The organism is Pedobacter sp. AC212 (genome assembly GCF_979258625.1).
Genome location: NZ_OZ409870.1, coordinates 4113219 through 4133411, shown reverse-complemented (window position 1 = coordinate 4133411; position 20193 = coordinate 4113219). Strand labels below are relative to the sequence as shown.

Below are 20193 nucleotides of genomic sequence, written 5' to 3'. Positions count from 1 at the left end.
TATATCAATATATGATAATGAAAATTTTTATAGCAGTTTTTATTTCCTTGCTCTCGCTTAATTCCTTCGCACAGCAGATAGGTGTAAAAAAAGTTAATGAAGCAAAACTTCATGCCCGAGTACGGGAGTGGCCATATCCAGCTAATGGTATAACGGTTCCAACCAATGCACCAGCTTTATTATGGCCAGGCACGAATGGTAAGAATAAGGTTTTACCAATGGAAAGTGGTAGTGAGATTCCGGAAGATCCCAATATCGGAAACGTAAAATATAAAGTGATGTTAGCCACAGATCCAAAGTTTCAAAATAATGTGATATCGGGCACGGAACAGCGATGGGCTGTTTATCCCTTGCATCAGGCTTTGAAACCTGGCAAATGGTATTGGAAATATGGCTACGCACTTAAAAACAGCAACAACTGGATTTGGTCTGAAACCTACAACTTTTTAATAGATCCCAAGTACGCCAGTTTACCAGTTTCTCCATCAATCGAAACTGTGCTAAAACGGAACGAAGGGTCACATCCATTGTTGTGGAACATGAACCAGATTGGAGACGACTTTTACAACAGAAATCTCAAAAATCCTGAAGCTAAAAAGTTTATTGCTTTCGCTGAAAAATTGATGCTGGAGCCGCTTCCCGTCGAAAAACCTCAAAGAATTATTGATACCACAGGTAAAACACCTTTGGAAAAAAAGATTATTATCGAGCGGATGTACCACGGCTTTGGTGATGCAGTAGGCACACCAGTTAGAAATCTTTGCATTGCCTTCCAGTTAACAAAAGACAAACGTTTCATCCTGGATGCTAAAAGAAGGGCGTTGAACATTGCCAGCATGGATCCGAATGGTTTGGCAACCGGCGATGACTTTACAAGTGGCGCAGTGTTGGAAGCTTTGGGCTGGTTTTATGATGCGGGCTACGATTATTTAAATCAAGAAGAAAGGCTCAGCTTAAAAAATATGATTACGATGCGGGCGAAGAGGGTTTATGATCATCTTCCCAACCGTTTTGAGCTTCATGTGAGCGATAATCATGTTTGGCAAATCACTTTAAGAAACCTCGCTATTGCAACAGTTTCAGTAATTAACGAAGTACCGGAAGCAAAAGAATGGTTAACCTATATGTACGAAGTGTGGTCGGCGAGGTTTCCGGTTTTGGGTACAACTGATGGAGGTTGGCATGAAGGAAATGGCTATTTTAGGGTTAACTTTAAATCGATTATTTACCTCTCTCAAATGTTCGGTGATTTTAGTGGAGTAGATTATTTTAAGCTTCCCTGGATGCAAAACTTACCCTATTATCTCATCTATACGCATCCTAACGGTTCTGCCTCGACAGCAACGGGTGATATGTGGGAAAATATTCCATACATCGTAAAAGGAGAAGCCTGGTTTGCAGATGCACTAGCTCTTAAAGTAAATAATCCCTATCTAAACAATTATGTGGCGAAGATAAAAATCGATAATCCTGAATATTTCAGAGGAACGGATGATTATCTGCTTTTTAGACTGCTTAATTACAAGCCAGACCGAAAGATCGCAACAAAATCTTTTGATGATTTACCCAAAAGCAGGGCATTCAACGATGTAGGCGTTGTGGCCATGCATGAAAACCTCAACGATGCCAGAAATAACCTAAGCAGTTATTTATTAAGCAGTCCTTTTGGTGCATCAGGTCACGGACATGCTTCACAAAATGCTTTTACCGTAAATTATAAAGGTAAGGTACTGTTTGGTGGAAGCGGGTACTATAGCAATTTTAGCGATAAACATAACCTTTTTTATTACAGAAGTTCCAGGGCATATTCAACAATTTTAGCCGATAGCATCAGTCAAAAGATTGGCGAAGAAGGATTTGGTTGGATACCAAGATCGATCAGTGGTAAAAACATTCAATATGCTTTGGGAGATGCCAGCAATGCTTACGGTAAGATTCAAAGTGAGTTTTGGCTGAACCGCTTCGATCAGATCAAAGTCCAGCCGAGTAAAGGAAACGTCTATGGGGAATCGGGAGTAACATTATATCGTAGGCACATGCTTCAGCTTGCGGGCGAATATATTGTGCTTTACGATGAACTATCAGCCAACAAACCTGTAAAATGGACCACTCAGTTTCATGCACCATACAGTAAGATGCAAGCAGAAAATTCGAATCCAACAAATCGAAAGGATTTCACAACTGAAAATGATTCTGTACGCAGCCTGACTACAGTTTTTGCGAACAGTCCGATTAACCTGGTGGTACATAATCAATTTTCTGAACCTGCGGAAAACTGGAATAAGGTTACTGATGATGCAGGTGCAATCAAAGATTTCAAAAATCAATGGCATGCGGGCATCACGTCTCTGCCATCCAAAAACTTTAGGTTCTTAACGATTATACAACTTAAAACCGGTAAGGTGGAAGTGATTAAAATGCCTGATAGCAATGAAGGAATTTGTGAAGTAAGGCTAGGAGAGTGGCATATTAAGGCCCAATTGAATGGCGAGAAAAAGGCTGCATTAACAATAGATGGAGCGCAAAGCAAATCGTTATTTACTTATGGTGATATGCCGGTAAAATTTCAAGGGAAGGCCTTTGTTTCAAATCTAAAGGGAAGTTCTGTTTTGCTCGAAATGATCAATGGTAAGCTTGTCAAAAAAGAGGTGGTCGATCAGTTTCCTGATGTTTTGAAATATGATAGTGCTAACTAACATGTTAAAATTGATCACTATTAAAAGATTTTTAACCAAATTTAAAAGTGGCTTACATGATGTATCGCTAACTTCGTATTGTTAAGTGTTTGGATCATGCAAACTTATAAATGCTTATCTTGAATATTTAATCATCAGGTTATCTAAAACTCTATGCTTCTACAGAAGTTATCAATCATACAAAAAGCAAATTGGCTCCGATTCAGGTGGCTGAATGCGATTTTTGTATTATGCTTTATTTTGATAACTAGCGATTCGGAAGCGCAAGTTTCTGATCGTAATTTCAGGAATATTTCTGTAAGCAAGGGACTTTCTCAGAGTACCGTTTTCTCGATAAAGCAAGATACGCTGGGATTTATCTGGATGGCGACGCAGGACGGACTCAATCGCTATGATAGCAAAGGCTTCAAAGTCTACCGTCCTGTTAAGGCTCATCCAAATAGCCTTCAATCTTATTACATTCGCACATTATTTGTCGATCATGCGGGTAATTTATGGATAGGAGGTAATCAAGGCGTTAGCCGATACGATTATGCCAAAGATGAGTTTATCAACTATAAATTACCTCGAAGTTTAGGGGAGTGGTATGTTTCTTCGATTACTGAAGATGAACACCATAATATTTGGGCAACATCAGTTGTTGGTGGTATTTTTCAATTGTCACCAAAATCAAAGGCTTTTGAGGAAGTAAATTTTAATTTCTTCGATTATGGAATTAAGAAAATAGCTTATATCGGCAACTGGAAAAAAGATCTTTTGATCGGAACAGATGTTGGGCTCTTCAAAAGATCGGGAAATCAGGACCAATTATCAAAAATTGATCTGGGTTCGGAGAAAGCAGCGATAAATGAAGTTTATCTGGATGGGGACGTTTTATGGGTGGCCACAGAAGGAGCTGGATTGATTCGCTACAATCCGGAAACGAAACAAAAGAAAATTTTTTTACATCAAGCGAATGCGAACAGTATTGCCGATAATAACATTAGGAGTGTAGGGAAAGATACCCAGGGGAATATCTGGCTTGGAACCTTCAAAGGTTTGTCTATTCTTAGTGCTGCTTCCGGACTGTTTGATAATTATTTTCATCAGGTTTCCCAACCCTACACCATTAGCCAGAATTCAGTTCGGTGTTTTTTCAGGGATAAGCAAGATGGGATCTGGTTGGGTACATTTTATGGAGGGGTAAATTATTATCATCGCAATGATATCAAGTTTAACCTGCTGAGTCAAAACACGGGCAAATTATCATTAAATGATGAGGTGGTTAGCGCCATCAGTCAGGATAAAAAAGGTAATTTTTGGATCGGTACCAATGATAAGGGGCTGAATTATTGGGATAGAAAGAACAACACGATTAGCTATTATACCAGCAATGAGCGCAGTGCCAGCACATTGGCATCCAACAACATAAAAGCTATCGCTTTTGATGATCGCGAGCAAGTACTGATCGGAACGCATAATGGCGGTTTAAATATATTGAACCCCGCTACCGGATTGGTTAAGCGTTTTCTACACGATGAAAATGATCCAAATTCAATTGCCGGTAACTTGGTATACAGTGTGCTGAAAGATTATAAGGGCAGAATTTGGGTGGGAACCCGGTCTGGATTAGACCAATTTGATTCAGAAAAGGGGCTATTTTCTCACGTCCATTTGGATAAGGCTGGCAAAAGGTTGAGCTCTGATGATATCACTTACCTTTTTGAAGATAGCAGGCGTAGGATATGGATCGGTACAACCAATGGAGTTACTTTGCTTTATCCGGACAATATGCTGTTTGGGAATACCGCCAAATCTCAAATTAGTGATGATGTAATTACCTGTATAACTAAAGACAGTAATCAGCGAATATGGGTTGGATCAAGGGAAGGCTTGAGTTTGTTCGATGAAGCAAGCCAAACGTTCATCACACATCGAAGCCGAAAAGATTTTATCACAGGTACCATTTATGGAATTGAATCCGATCAGGAAGGAAACCTGTGGATTTCTACAAACAAAGGGCTTGTCCGCTACAATCCAGCGAACAAATCAGCGCAAACTTTTGATGAAAGCGACGGATTGCAGAATAATCAGTTTAATGATTATGCTTTTTGCAAAGCAAGGGATGGTATGTTACTTTACGGGGGCATTAACGGGGTTTCTTATTTTTATCCATCGAATATAAAACAACAATCCTTACCATTAAAAGTATCCTTTACCGCACTTGAGGTTTTCGGCCGAATGGTGAATATGGGCGATGAAACCGAAATACTCGAAAATCCACTGGATCAAACCAATAAAATCTCGATCGCTTCTGAATATAAGCAGTTTACCATCCGTTTCAATGCCTTCAATTATATATCAGCTAACCGAACCCACTACCTCTATATGTTGGATGGTGTGGATGAAAACTGGCAGCGAACAGATGATTTGAAGGTGGTTTATAATAATTTAAAAGCAGGTAAATACCATTTTAAAATTAAGGCCGTGGGCCCGAATGGAGAAACCAGTGCAGTGCGAAGTTTGCAAATCAACGTATTGCCACCCTGGTATAATACCTGGTGGTTTTACACTTTGGTATTCGCTTTTGCTGTAGTTGGGGCTTATGTCGCTTACAGAATTATTGCAGAGCGTGTTAGAGCACTGCATCAGTTAAAGCTTGAACGTGTGGATAAAGAAAAAGTTCGATACATCAATCAGATGAAAATGGATTTTTTTACCAATGTTTCACACGAACTGAGAACGCCGCTAACCTTAATTCTTGCTCCACTTGAAGAAATGATCAATAAGCCACTTGCGCAAAAAGCGATTACAAAGCGTCATGAAATGATGCTCACGAATGCAAAGCGGTTATATAATCTCGTCGATCAGCTTTTCGAGTTCAGGAAAACAGAAACCGGAACACGACGTTTGCAAGTAGAATGGAGCGATATTGTAAGTTTTATACATGAGATATACGAATCTTTCAAGCCTTTGTCAGATCAAAAAAATATCAAATATACTTACCGCTCTACTCAGGCAAAGCTTGCTTTCTTTTTTGACCATGATGCAATGGAGAAAATATTGTTCAACTTGCTTTCCAATGCATTTAAATACACTAAAAATGAAGATCAAATCAGTATCGATTTATCTATCTCAAAAGATTATGCCATTATCAAAATAAGCGATTCCGGTGTGGGGATTGATCAGGATGATCTAGCCAAAATTTTTGACCGTTTTTACCAGGTCAACAATCAGGAAATGAACCTGGGTTCAGGCGTCGGTCTGGCTTTCACCAAACGACTGGTTGAACTGCATCATGGATCTATCACTGCAGAAAGCCAAATTGGTAAAGGAAGTGTTTTCACGGTTTCAATTCCAACTTCAGATATTGCCTATGGCGATTTAGGTAAAAAAGACAGTAAGATTTATGAACTCTCTACTGTATCTGAAGCATTAACCAGCCAAGCGGATCAAAATGTTGAAGAGGTTCTGGAAGATTCCAATGTTGTTGAAGCAGATGGCATGCACAAAAGCCATTTGTTATTAGTGGATGACAACCAAGAAATACTAGATTATTTGCGGGAATATTTTGAAACAGACTACCGGATTACCGTTGCGTTTGACGGGCTTATGGCACTCAAAATACTTGAAGAACAGGCTTTTGATCTGATTGTGAGCGATGTGATGATGCCAGAGCTCGACGGTTTGCATTTTTGTAAACGGGTGAAACAGAATATCAATACTTCTCATATTCCTGTGATGTTACTCACGGCGAAATCAGAAATCGATCAGCAGATTAAGGGATTGGAAATGGGGGCTGATGATTATATTACGAAGCCTTTCTCCATCGAGATGCTGGCCGCCAAAATTGCCAACCTGTTGAAAGCTAGAAAACGTTTGATAGATTATTACAGCGGCAGTAGGGAGGTGGTTCCTCAAAATCTGGCCTTCAATACCCTTGATGAAGAGTTTCTTAAAAAAGCAATAGATGTGGTAGAGAAACATTTATCCGATTCAGATTTTTCAGTAGAAAAATTTTGTCAGGAGATTGGCATGAGCCGATCTAACCTTTATCTAAAGTTTAAGGCAATAACGGGAGAATCAGCAACTGATTTCGTTAAAACCATCAGATTTAAAAAGGCAGTTGAATTGATGCAAAGCAAGCGATATACGATGGCCCAGGTTACCTATATGTGCGGGTTCAACTCCCCATCTTATTTCTCAACAGCTTTTAAGCAATACTATGGTTGTATGCCGACCGAATACCTGATCAAGTTAGATTCAGAAAAAGGCTAGACCAAATTATCCACACATAATTAATCATGACAAAAACCTATTTAAAATTCATCTTCACAGCGGCAATAATTAGTATAAGTAGCTATGTTCAAAGTCAAGTTGTTACGCTGGATCATTACTTTAACAGCGAAACCAAGCCAAGCGCAAATGGACAAAGCCTACCTTTTCATTATTTGTGGAACGATACGGAAATGACCGGTTTCTCTATTTTAGGTGCATCTTTTAAGGGTAATGGCGCAAAAGAAATTAGCGTACTTTTTCAAAAACCAACAGCGGAAACGCTGGCAGCGAGCGATGTTTACATCATTGTAGATCCTGATCACCTGAAAGATAATCCTAAACCAAACTACATGAATGCAGAGGATGCAAATGCAATAGCGGCCTGGGTAAAAAGGGGAGGGGTTCTATTGCTTTTAGGGAATGATAAAGCGAATGCAGACCTGGAATACTTCAATATTTTAGCGGAGAAATTTGGGTTCAAATTTAATAATGATTTAATCCTTCATGTTATAGATGATGCCCATTTCGAAGATGGAGCAATAACTATAAGCAACAACCGGATATTTAAAACCTCCAAAAAGATTTTTATTAAAGACGCTTCTTCTATTTCCATAAGCCATACAGCAACGCCAGTTTTAAAAACTAGCAAAGGCGAGGTTGCAATGGTGATTTCTAAATATGGAAAGGGAACTGTTTTAGCCATTGGTGATCCATGGTTGTATAATGAATATGCCAATGGTAGGTTACCGCAAAGTTTCAAGAATGATAAAGCAGCAGATGATCTATCAAAGTTTATGCTAAAATCAATAAAATCAAAGCGTTAATAAACATCAGTTAATCAACGGTTAGTTAGTAACTTCGGATGTATTAGCTTTATTTATGTGCTATTTGAATTTTTTGTGATTCCATATATGAGGGATGTTAAAACTTTAATCTTTACATTACTGCCAATCTTTTGTTTAACGTGCTCCGATTCAAAAAATAGGATCGAAAAAAAACAAAAGCAAGATTCTTTGGCCTCTTGCGAGCAAAATCTTCCTGATAGGTTCGGAGTGCTAAAGGATTCCTCAAGTTTTGTTGCCAATAAAGTTAGTCATCGCGGCATGGTTCTGATTCCTGCAGGAACGTTCAATATGGGCGCTAAGGATAAAGAAGGACGAGAAGATGAGTACCCACAACACAAGGTCAAACTATCCTCTTTTTGGATGGATGTTAGTGAAGTAACCAATGCAGAATTTAGAAAGTTTGTGGATGCAACGGGATATATAACAACTGCAGAACGGAAACCAGTTTGGGAGGAAATGAAAAAACAACTGCCTGCAGGAACTCCAAAGCCACCAGATAGTGTTTTTGTTGCCGCATCACTGGTGTTTTATCAACCTCAATCGATTGATGGTTTGGATAATGCTGCTCAATGGTGGCGCTGGATTAAAGGAGCTGATTGGAAACATCCCCATGGACCGAAAACCAATATCAATGGAAAAGATAATTATCCAGTTGTTCATATCTCCTGGGATGATGCGATGGCTTATTGTAGATGGTCTGGAAAGCGTTTGCCTACCGAAGCGGAATGGGAATATGCAGCAAGAGGCGGTTTGAAAGAGAGCCTATATCCGTGGGGAAATGAGAATGTTGAGAAAGGCGCTGCAAAAGCCAATACATGGCAGGGAAATTTTCCAATTAGCAATACAAACTGGGATAATTTTGGAGGCCTTGCGCCTATAAAACAATTCAAGCCAAATGGTTATGGTTTGTTTGATATGGCCGGAAATGTTTGGGAATGGTGCAGTGATTGGTACCGTTCAGATTATTATAAAACGGTTGGTGGATCAGCTACAAATCCAATTGGCCCATCAGATAGTTTTGATCCAATGGAACCAAGCGTACCAAAAAAAGTTGTTCGCGGAGGTTCTTTTATGTGCAACGCATCCTATTGTGAGGGCTATAAAGTTACTTCGAGAATGAAAACTTCGACTGATACCGGCCTTGAACATACCGGATTTAGGTGCGTGAGTTCTAAATAGCATCTAATATGTTTTAATTAAATGATGAGTAGCTGCTTTGCTAACATCGTTTCCGATATTTTACTTTGATAAGTTAACTACATCACTTGTTTATTGAACAACTACCATTGAAATGTTAAGTCTATAGCATAAAATTTCCAAGTACAGGCTTTGTTTGACGCAATGCTATTATTCTCATTTTGGGTTCGATTTATATAAAGCACTTTGATTAAAGTTCAGGTTATTGATTATAGTTTTCTAAATGAATTATAAGTTTTCAGATTTTGAAAGTTCGAAAGTTGGTTTGATAGCTTAAATTCTTTCTTTGTACCCGCCAATCCTTTTGGTATCTTGAACTTTTTATTATTTAGTTCAAGTCAAGCATTGAAACCTTTCCGGTTTTCATGTCATATACACCTCCAACTATTAAAATTTGATTTTTGTCTTCCATTTCTTTCAGGATGGGACTCCCTTTCCGGATTTCGATAATCGCCTGTCTTACATTTTCTTCACATATATCTTCAACAAATCTGGCATCAGAGGAATCTGTTTTAGGTGTAAAGTTTTTTGCTACCTTAAATACCGCAGGTTTTATCCTTTCAAGTAAGCCGGTTATGTTTCCGAGTTTAACACCATCTATAGCAGATTTTACTGCGCCACAATATTCATGTCCTAAAACAAATACCACTTTTGCTCCCGAAACTTTGCATGCGTACTCCATACTTCCTAGAATATCGTTGTTAACAATATTTCCTGCAACCCTTGCCACAAATAAATTTCCGATTCCACTATGAAAAACATCTTCGACTGGAACTCTGGAATCTAAACAGGAGAGAATCACCGCCTTGGGATATTGGCCTAAAGATGCTTTTCTTACCCGTTCAGCAGTGTTTCTTACAGTAAGATTATCCTCTACAAAATCTTTATTTCCATCCATTAACCTTTTTACAACATCTTCTGGCTTTAATTTAGTTTGCTCTTGTTTAGATAATGGTTCAGTTATGAGTATATCCTGTTTTTCAATCTCAACTGTTTCAGATTGAACTTCCTGATTCTTTTGGTCTGTGCCCTCATGTCTCACACATGAAGATATGATCAGTGCAGCTACTATGATTGATAGAATATTAAATGATTTCATAATAAGAATAATTGGTTAAGGGTTGATTGAGTTTGATTACCAACCTAAAATTACTGTTGAATAAGCCCATAATTTTAATCGTTTTAAACGTAAATAAGATAGAAGATTTGTACAATTGGGCGAAAATATCAATGTTCAATCGGTAAATTATTTTACGTTCGTTTTTTATGACTTTTTCTGTTTGCAGTTTTTTTTTTCGCTGCAGTTGAAGTTGTCATTTGCCCTGAATGGCTTAAATGAATCTGCTATTCATTATATCACTTTAAAAATTCTCGGCCATTAAATTTAAGAATCCTCTGTCTTATGTAAATAAATTTCCTGCTGGCTGAATGGAATTTTAATGCTGTTTTGCCTAAAAGATTCATTTATGGCGATGATCAGGTCACTCTTTGTTGAGCCATTTTCCTTCAGGGTTCTTGTCCAAACCAGTATATTAAGATCAATAGCATTTTCTCCAAATGATTCAAATTGGACAACAGGCTTCGGGTTTTTTAAAATCCTATCTTCACTTTCCAGAATTTCAATAATTAACGCCTTACACTTTCTGAGATCTGTTTCATAGTCTACACCAATATTGATGGCCATTCGTTTTCTTCCTCCGGCGAGTGTCCAGTTCATTAAATGCGAATTCAAAAGATCGCCATTTGGCATCACGAGATCCCCACCATCAAAAGTGGTAATCACGCTACTGCGAAATCCTATTGATTTCATTGTTCCTCCCTGGCCATCCACATCCACCAGATCGCCAACATTTACCGGTTTTTCAAATGCAATGATTAACCCGCTGACTAAGTTGTTCACTAAAGTCTGTAAACCAAAACCAATTCCTACCCCCAGAGCACCAATGACGATGGTAATCCTGTCAAGTGGAATACCTGCGGCAGCCAGTGCTAGAAACAAGCCTGTGCAAAGTATCACAAGTCTCACCAAGAGCACCCAGCTACCTAAACCCTTTTTAACAGATTGCCCGTTTCTACTATTTACAAGATGGTCATCCGAGGTGAAAAATGAAACAATTTTTGATGCGATGACTGCTATGGCCATGATGCCGAAAAATAGCAAAAGTCCATTAATGCTAAAGCTATAATCTCCTATGCGGTGTTCGCTCTCCAGAAGGTTAAGCAATGGCCTGGAAAGGAGATCAAACTGTGGGAAATTGTGGCCCATGAGCACTAGCCATCCCACTACTAACAGGAAATATAAAATAGTCGGAGCTTTGCTGCCAACCTTTCCCAGATTCAGATAAAAAAGTTTTCTATCCTGCACGGTATAAACATCGAATGCCAGGAGAAGTCCTTCGTTGATTAATCTGACCACCCAAAGGAAAATGATCGATATAACTACATTTAAAAATCCGACCAGGAATAATGTTTTAGAAAGATTGAAACGGCCATAGATATTGAAGATAGCAGAAATAAGTTCAAATGCGACCATGATACCAATGGAATAACAGATCCATTTTTCTTTCAGCTCAGCATACCTTTTTTGCAGAAGTATAACTACTCCTGCACTTGCACCCAATATTGAGAAACCGAGCATAAACCAACGTTCATCGCGGGACGACTGAAGTAAAATATTACCAAATGAGGCAGCCAAAAGTACCACCACCATGAACAGCCACACCTTCATCCAATAGCTGGTGATGAAATTTCTAAACAAAATGGTAAGACAAATAGCACTGATTATCCAGATAACTAAACTAAGTATAAATGGAGGTGAGATGAGGATAAACTGGAATAGGCTTAACACAATTACCATTGCCGATAATAATGGGTAGCGGATGGCGAGCTGACCATCCAAGTCACTTTTGAGAAGACCTTTAAGTTTATAAATATTTTTTAATGCCCTGAGATATAAGAAAGAACAGGTAGTCAATAAAAAAATCAGCAAGAGCCTACCTATATTATTGCCCACATAATATTTTAAAGTGAGCAGATTCTTTTCAATGGAAAAGCTAATGATCTCTTTGAAGTGACGAAAGTGTTTCGGATGCTGCCAGATGTTTGGTAATTCGCGGGCCAATGAATTATAGGTCATGTTACGCTCGTACTGCTCCACCTGTTCAATACTATTGGTAAGTTGACTAATTGCTAAATTATAGGTATTCAGCTGTTTCTGCACCTGCAAACTCCGAGCCTTTAGGATAGAATCCAAAGGAGCTGTTTCATAGGCAGCAGTTCCAAGTGTTTTTAAATAATCAACTACTGAGGAAGAGTCTTTTGGGAAAGCGAAAAGCTCAGGAATAGACGACAGAGAATCAAGTTTGTAATGAAATGCGGTAAAAGACTTTTGTCTGGTATCGAGGTTTCTCTTTATTAAAGTTGTGGTCTGTAAAAGCTCCCTTAGAATTCGCTTCGTAGAAGCAAGGTTTCGGTAGGTTTGTATCGAACCCATATTAATAAACACACCATCAGACGCTATCTTGAATACAGATTTAAGATCTTTTAGGTGATTTGTTATAACGGAAGTATCTTGAGAGGTTTTCAGAAACGCCTTTGCATTTTCTGTGTTTACGCGAATCTCATTAATGACTTTGAGTTGTATGAGCGAGATATTGTCTGTCTTAAAATCCTCTTTGCTTTCCTTTTCCGATTTTTTGGCAAATGCCTGCATTTTCTCGAGAAAACTTTCTGTCTTAACTCTTACGCTGTCCGATTTCGTTTTCAACGGACTATTACTTTGAGCAAACGCAATTTGGCTCAAGAAAACGCCTATCAGGGTAAACAAGGATAGTAAAAAATTCTTGAGATGGCGATGATAGGGATTCATTAATCAATACTACATAAAAAATTACCCGATTGCAAGCAGAAAGGCGTATGCAACTAGTGTAATATTGGCTTTTAACCTGATTAGCATTGGCCAAGGCGGTCAGTTTAAAATGCTCATTGGCAATATTCCTTCAAATGAAATGACTTCTGATCTGACATACAGGAAAAAAAAGTTAAAAAAGGACAAAGTGGGCAAACCAATTTATCATCAGGCTTGAGTGAATCAATTAGTGAATGGAGCGGCCGGCCGTGTTTTCGCTTAATGCATTCAAATTAATCCTGTATATTTGATTATTCATGCACATCCATACCAAGCCAGTCGTTGATGAATATAAATTGTTGCGTCAGGTAGCACAAGGAAATCAACATGCATTCAAGCTTCTTTATGAACTGCATAAAAAAAAAGTTTTCAATAAGGCTTTTTATATATTAAAGTCTGAAGTATTGGCAGAAGAGGTTCTTCAAGAGGTGATGCTAAAGCTTTGGCAAAATGCCGGAAGCCTGAGGCCTGATAGCAACATATCGGCTTATCTCCTCACCCTGGCCCAAAACCAGAGTTTTCAGATACTGAGGCGCAAAGTACTTGAAGCCAGAACTGAGCTTGCAATGGGAAAGGCGTGGACAGAGAAACATAATGAAACGGAGGAAGAGATTCTTTTGGCAGATACCAGAAAAATACTCACCGAGGGGATAGCACTTTTGCCTGCTCAACAGAAAATGGTCTACGAGCTCTGCCATATACAAGGCCTTAAGTACGAACAGGCTGCGCAACAGATGAATTTGAGTGTAGAAACCGTACGAAGCTATATGAAATTGGCACTCCGTTTTCTTAGGGCATATCTTAAAACGCATACCGATATTGTTGCATTATTAGTGATCTTCAGATTAATCTGATTTTTTTTTCATTTTCCATACCCCCTAAAAGCGTTCTCATGGATTATATATAAAAAGGGCAGTCTGCGCCCACTTAAATTATGCCAGAGCAAGAAGACTTAAGAATAATTTATTTATATAGGAAATTCTTTTCCAAGACAGCTACTCTGGCAGAGGTGGAGGAATTCAGCAATCTTCTGGATGAGGACCTGACTCAAGACAAACTTTTTAGATTGCTCGATACGGATTTCAAGTTGAGTGAATCACAACTTATCGAAATTGATGAGTTTCGTTCGCAGCAGATCTTTAAAAATATTATTGAACAGCCTCAGGGTCGTCAGACTATCAGAAAAATTTTCCCTCGTATAGCTATTGCAGCTTCATTCATCGGCGCCTTATTAATCGTATCCCTATATCTGGTTTTTAATTATTTTACAGAGAAGGAAAATATCACCACCTCAATTGCTTCAAAAAAAGATATCCCTCCTGGGAAAACCGGCGCTACGTTAATACTGGCAAACGGAAAGAGTATTAATCTCTCAGAAGTGAACAATGGAGAAATTGCAATTGAATCAGGAGTAAGGATATCTAAAAGTCGATCTGGAGAAATTATCTATAACATGGATAATGAGCAGATTTCAGATGGAGAAGGATTAAATATGCTAAAAACAGCAAATGCTCAGACCTTTCGTGTCAAATTACCGGATGGTTCCACAGCATGGCTGAATGCAGCCTCATCGATAAAATTCAGCTCCTCTTTCAAAAATCTGAAGAGTAGAACAGTTCAACTGGTTGGAGAGGCTTATTTCGAGGTAGCAAAGGATGAAAAACATCCATTTATTGTAAAATCAGCTAATCAAGAGGTTCAGGTTTTAGGAACATACTTTAATGTGAAAGCCTATAGCAATGATCCAAGGGAAATCACTACGCTGGCAGAGGGGAGGGTTAAAATCTCTTACATGGCTTCTACCTGGAACGCAAAATCAAAAATAGCCTATAAAGATGAGGTTGTTCTCGCTCCTGGGCAACAATCCGTTTTAAGCGAAGAGAAACTTAATATCAGCAGTGTTGACACCGATGTGCCACTAGCCTGGAAAAATGGGGATTTCATCTTCAATGGTAGTAATATCGAGGAGATCATGCGTGATGTATCTCGCTGGTATAATATCGAGGTTATCTATCCTGGAGAGATTCCCAAAGGCAATTTCTCTGGCAATGTTTCAAGAACAAAAAATATAAGCCAGATACTTAAGGCTTTGGAAACTACTAAATTAGTTCACTTTAAAATTGAAGGAAGGAGGGTGTACGTAACGAATTAACTCAGTAAATAAGCCAGATCCCCGAACCAGGGACCTGGAATAGTTTGGCATTCGCCGACAAACAAAGCTATCAACTAAACCTACAGTATGCCTTTCCCGTGGAAAGTAGAGGTACACTGACAAACCAAACTAAAGCTAATGTATAGAAAATATACCGTAAATCTAGGTATGCCTAATCTGGTATACCATAAAATCTTGCTCACTATGCGATTAACCAGCGTGTTTCTGTTAGCAACCTTGATGCAGGTCTCCGCTGCCGGATTTGCTCAAAAAATTTCCCTTTCAGAAAAAAATGCATCGATTACACAAATCTTTTCAAAGATAAAAAATCAAAGTGGCTTTGATTTTGTAGCCGATGCAAATTTACTCAGATCGATCCAGCCGATCAATATCAGGGTAAAAAATCTCGACCTTCCCGAGGTGCTGGAGATCATATCCAAGGAGCAACCCCTCAAATTTGAAATCCAGGATAAGATGGTTATTGTACTTAAAAAAGAGAGTTCGTTTCTAGATCGCCTCTCCGCAGTATTTTTTAAAATCGATATCAGGGGATTGGTTCTGAATGAAAAAGGGGAGCCAATGGGAGGGGCAAATGTTTCGGTCCTTGGAACGAAGCAGTCGGCAAGAACTGGTCCTGATGGGACATTTTCTTTTCTGAATCTTTCGGGAAAGGAAACCTTGGTGACTAGTTTTATTGGTTATAAATCTGATACACTTACTTTAACTGGACAAAAAACCGTTGCTATTGCGATGAAACCCCTTACTGCAGTGCTGGAGGAAGTCGCCGTGGTTAGCACAGGTTATCAGGATTTAAACAAAGATCGTGCGACCGGCTCATTTGGTATAGTCACCGCAAAGGAGCTTGCCAAATTTCCGACGATTAGCTTACTGGAGAGGCTGCAAGGACTGGTTCCGGGAGTAAATATTTCTACCAAAACAATAGCAGGGCAAAGCCGGAACGGTACGGTAAACATTCGGGGCATCTCTACAATTGTAGGGCAGTATACCCAGGTTAGTGTTGAACCATTGCTGGTAGTTGATGGATTTCCATCGCAGATTTCAATTGCTAAAGGTGCCTTGGATTTACTTAATCCGGAGGATATTCAACAAGTGACATTTTTAAAAGATGCCGCTGCATCATCAATATGGGGCATTCAGGCCGCTAATGGTGTGATCGTGATTACCACTAAGAAAGGCAAAAAGAATTCTGCTCCTGCCGTTAATTTTACCACCACCTATAGCACAAGTGCTAAGCCCCGAACGGATTTCGGACAAATGATGTCTATCACAGATTATATTGCGCTGGAAAAAGACTTAATCAATGCCAATATTTTTATGGATCCGGTGCCATCATCGTTTCGTGCAGCAAACAATACACAAGCTCAGGCCATTATATTCAGAAACAAACGTGGAGAGATTTCAGAAACACAAATGAATCTTGAACTTGCCGCCCTTGCCCAAAATGATAATAGTGATCAAATTGACAAGTATCTACTTCAACGACCTGCAACCAGACAATATACGTTATCACTATCTGGTGGTGGAGTTAACAGTTCTTACCACATGTCTGGATACTACTACACCGATGATAGGGTATATAAAGCAAATAAAAATAAGGGCTATTCTTTTAATCTGGGGTCATCATCAGTACTTTTTAAAGGGGCGGTTACCATCAATAGCTCAATAAGTTATGCCAATACAACAGATCAAACCAATCCGGCATCAGCTCAGGCAATGAGCATGTCGGGGTTAGGCCTTCGCCCTTACGATATGCTGAAAAATGCCGATGGGACAAACATTTATTACGATGTGTTCATGGTTCCCGCTCAGGCAAGGAATTTCGAAAGGCTAGGATATCTTCCATTTCAGTATTCGCCTATCGATGAGCTGAATTATAATAACACTTTAAATACGACCAATAATCTCGGACTTAACGTCGATATTACTGGAAAAATTACATCGTGGCTTAGTCTATCCCTTTCGGGTAATATAGGAAGAAATTTCAATGAACGGGAAAATTACAAAGAGCCGGAAAGCTATGAGGCCCGTATCCTTGTTAACCGTGGTACTAGCATCAATAACCTCGGCAGACTGGTTTATGGTATTCCGAATGGAGGGAAACTCGACCTTAATAATTCCCTGGTAAGAAGCTATAATTTAAGGGGACAATTAAACGCAAGTAAAAACTGGGACAATAAACATGAAATTAACATTGTCATCGGTAATGAGATTCGGGAAGTTTTTAACAAAAGCAGCAGTGAGGCTAGATATGGGTACAATAAGGAAATAAATTCCTATTCGCCCGTTAACCCAAGCGTAAGTTATCTGGACATATTTGGTCAAAGGCCCGTTATCGGTGCAACATCAGGGCCAGTTATCGAAAGGACAACCAGAGCACTTTCCTATTACGCAAATGGCTCGTATACCTTCAATACCAGATACACCATTTCGGGAAGTGCACGCTTTGATGATTTAAACCTGTTAGGGGTAGAAAGACGTAAAAGAGCAATACCTTTATGGTCAACAGGAGTTAGCTGGAATATCAAACAAGAGAATCTTTTTAAAGATATCAACTGGCTGAGTGGTCTGTCTGCAAGGTTCACCCTTGGCTTTACTGGTAACGCCCCTCAGGGTTATGCCCCGGTTACAGTGATTGATCTTCTCGGTACCAACGCCTATACAGGGTTACCGTCAGCTGGCATAAACCGGCCTGCAAGAGAGAATCTGGCTTGGGAAAAAACAAAAATGCTTAATTACGGTATCGAATTCTCCTTGTTTGAGAACAGGATTTCAGGAACCCTGGAATACTATAAAAAGAAAACCACTGATATTTTTTATGAACTGCCTATAAATGCTACCTATGGCTTTTCTAATACAATTTTTAATGCAGCCATGCTTGATGGCGAAGGGGTTGATCTAGGCTTGTCATTCGCATTGATCCGCTCTAAAGAGTGGACATGGAACAACAGTGTTAACCTTTCCTATAATACCAATGTAGTTCATGATGAGCGATTTAAACTGCCAATTGGCAATGAAGATGTTTCGCAGGGTCAGATTATCCATGACGGCTATCCAACTGATTTTTTATTCTCGTACAAATTTGCAGGTCTTGATAATAAAGGAGAAACGCTTATCGAAGATCCTAAAGTTCCCGGTAAATATTATAATACCTGGGATTTCCCTTACTACGATATAAAAGCATATTCTGGAAGAACGGCATCTCCCTGGTTTGGTGCCTATAATACAAACTTTACCTACAAACAATTTGATCTTGGCTTTCAATTCCAATACCAGCTCGGTGGCGTATTTCGCAAACCCTCCATTGACGTGTTAGGTGCCTTTGTGAGCCGTGCAGGAGATCTCGCACAACGGTGGAGAAATCCTGGAGATGAAGCCAATACAAATGTTCCTGGGATTAATGCTGATTATTCAATGGGATTCAATTATAATTCCAGCGTAGAGCGTTATGCTAACTCTGATTTGCTGGTACGTAGTAGAAGCAATGTAAAGCTTCAGCAGATAAGACTTTCCTATTCACTTCCTCAGCACCTTGCAACCAAACTTAAAATCAAGGGGTTAACGGCGTCGGCTATATGTCGCAATCTAGGTATGATATGGGCGGCTAATAAAGAAGGGATTGACCCTGATTACTTGTATAGTGCAAGCACGACATATCAATTGGCTCCTGTAAGAACCTATTCTTTTCAACTTAATCTGAGTTTATAATGCATCAAGATAAGACTATAAGCGTATTAAAAATGTTTTTGATCGCTGTATTAACCATGGCACTTTTCTCCTGCCGCAAATATGTAGAAGATGTTCCCGTTCAAGGGCAACGGGTGTTGGTATATACAAACGACTACCGTTTATTAATGAACAATATCAACGATTCGGGCATCGGTTGTGGGCTCCCGGCAGTTTTGGGTAGCGATGACATCAGTTTCAACGATCCGGCTGTTCAACAGAATGTAGCTTTTGATCCATCGAGAGTTGCTGCCTATACCTGGCGAAAACCATTTTACACAGATAAAACTGACGATTTTGATTGGAACACCATGTATAAGGCCCTTTATACATTCAACACCGTTATCGCAGGAGTTTTAGAAAGTAAAGGCGGTACACCCGATGAACGAAATGCCATTTACGCTGAAGGACTCATTCAGCGTGCTTTCACCTATTTTAGCTTGGTGAATTCCTATTCAAAACAATATGACCAGGCCACGGCAGACCAGGATCCTGGTGTTCCGTTATTGTTGGAAGCCAAACTTTTTGTGAATCTTAAAAGAGCCACGGTAGCCGAAGTATATACGCAGATCTTAAAAGATCTTGAGATTGCGATACCGTTGATACCGATCAACCAGGTCAACTCTGTAAAACCCAATCGTGCAGCGGCCTACGCTTTGCTCTCCAGGGTTTATCTCAACATGCGCCGGTATGAATCGGCTTTGGATGCCGCAGAAAAATCGACTGCACTTTTTGGCGAACTGACAGATTATAATCAGTTTATCACCGTCGCTTTCCCTAACCTGTTGCAAAACAAGGAAGTGCTCCTGCGTAAAGTTCCAAGAATCAGTTATGGAGCGCTACAGTTAAGTAATGATCTGCTTACTTTACTCGGTACCAAGGATCTCAGATATACGCTATTCACCAGACCCGGAAATGCCACAAATTTTTATCCAAATTTTTCGGGAAGAGGTTTTTTTGCAGGGGCAGGGGTAGATCCGGCATCTGTGGGGCTAACTACAAGTGATACCTGGTTAATAAGAGCCGAGTGTCTGGCACGCCTGGGACAAACGGACGCCGCGGTGAAAATACTCAATGATCTCCGAAAATTCCGGTTCAAACCTGCAGACCTGATATCACTTGCTGCCGCAAACAGCCAGCAAGCCCTGCAGTTAGTCGTTGATGAGCGTAGGAGGGAGTTCTTTGGAACGGGGCTTAGATGGTTTGACCAGAAAAGATTAAATAAAGATGCTCTTTTTGCGAAACCGCTCATCAGGGAATTTGCCGGGCAGACCTATACATTGCTTCCAAATAGCAACGGATACGTTTTCCCTTTTTCTTCTATCATCGTTAACCAGAATCCCGAAATTATTCAAAACCCGGAGTAAATAAAGGTATAAGGTTTTATCTGTGGGT

Annotated in this window: 10 protein-coding genes; 8 read left to right on the top strand and 2 right to left on the bottom strand. The window is 39.5% G+C overall.

What is annotated here, in order from left to right; all coding sequences use genetic code 11:
* Positions 1–17: 17 nt before the first annotated feature.
* The 4 genes from ACZZZC_RS17565 (at position 18) to ACZZZC_RS17550 (ending at position 8977) form a co-directional block, all read left to right on the top strand.
* Complete coding sequence (locus tag ACZZZC_RS17565; RefSeq protein ID WP_463483340.1) at positions 18–2696, top strand: DUF4962 domain-containing protein; 2679 nt, start codon at positions 18–20, stop codon at positions 2694–2696.
* Between the two features lie 240 nt (positions 2697–2936).
* Complete coding sequence (locus ACZZZC_RS17560; RefSeq protein WP_463487783.1) at positions 2937–6953, top strand: hybrid sensor histidine kinase/response regulator transcription factor; 4017 nt, start codon at positions 2937–2939, stop codon at positions 6951–6953.
* Positions 6954–6979: 26 nt separating this feature from the next.
* Positions 6980–7777 (top strand): DUF4350 domain-containing protein, encoded by a 798-nt coding sequence (locus ACZZZC_RS17555; RefSeq protein ID WP_463487782.1) that lies wholly within the window; start codon positions 6980–6982, stop codon positions 7775–7777.
* 189 nt (positions 7778–7966) lie between these two features.
* Positions 7967–8977 carry a formylglycine-generating enzyme family protein gene (locus ACZZZC_RS17550; protein ID WP_463483337.1) on the top strand — a complete coding sequence of 337 codons (1011 nt, stop codon included), beginning with the start codon at positions 7967–7969 and terminating at the stop codon, positions 8975–8977.
* Between the two features lie 346 nt (positions 8978–9323).
* Here ACZZZC_RS17550 and ACZZZC_RS17545 read toward each other — a convergent pair whose 3' ends face one another.
* Together ACZZZC_RS17545 and ACZZZC_RS17540 are read right to left on the bottom strand one after the other, a co-directional pair.
* A complete protein-coding gene (locus tag ACZZZC_RS17545; RefSeq protein WP_463483336.1) occupies positions 9324–10094 on the bottom strand; it encodes a carbonic anhydrase family protein in 771 nt (256 codons plus the stop codon).
* Positions 10095–10379: 285 nt separating this feature from the next.
* A complete protein-coding gene (locus tag ACZZZC_RS17540) occupies positions 10380–12761 on the bottom strand; it encodes a mechanosensitive ion channel family protein (protein WP_463483335.1) in 2382 nt (793 codons plus the stop codon).
* Positions 12762–13159: 398 nt separating this feature from the next.
* Between ACZZZC_RS17540 and ACZZZC_RS17535 the strand changes: the two genes are divergently transcribed.
* The 4 genes from ACZZZC_RS17535 to ACZZZC_RS17520 all read left to right on the top strand — a co-directional run bounded on the left by ACZZZC_RS17535 (position 13160) and on the right by ACZZZC_RS17520 (position 20165).
* The gene (locus ACZZZC_RS17535; protein WP_463483334.1) at positions 13160–13756 is read left to right on the top strand and encodes an RNA polymerase sigma factor; all 597 of its coding nucleotides are present in this window, start codon (positions 13160–13162) and stop codon (positions 13754–13756) included.
* An 80-nt stretch (positions 13757–13836) separates the two neighbouring features.
* Complete coding sequence (locus ACZZZC_RS17530) at positions 13837–15054, top strand: FecR family protein (RefSeq protein ID WP_463483333.1); 1218 nt, start codon at positions 13837–13839, stop codon at positions 15052–15054.
* A 138-nt stretch (positions 15055–15192) separates the two neighbouring features.
* Entirely contained in the window at positions 15193–18780 is a 3588-nt protein-coding gene (locus ACZZZC_RS17525; protein ID WP_463483332.1) for a SusC/RagA family TonB-linked outer membrane protein, read from the top strand.
* Between the two features lie 32 nt (positions 18781–18812).
* Positions 18813–20165 (top strand): RagB/SusD family nutrient uptake outer membrane protein, encoded by a 1353-nt coding sequence (locus ACZZZC_RS17520; protein ID WP_463487781.1) that lies wholly within the window; start codon positions 18813–18815, stop codon positions 20163–20165.
* Positions 20166–20193 lie beyond the last annotated feature (28 nt).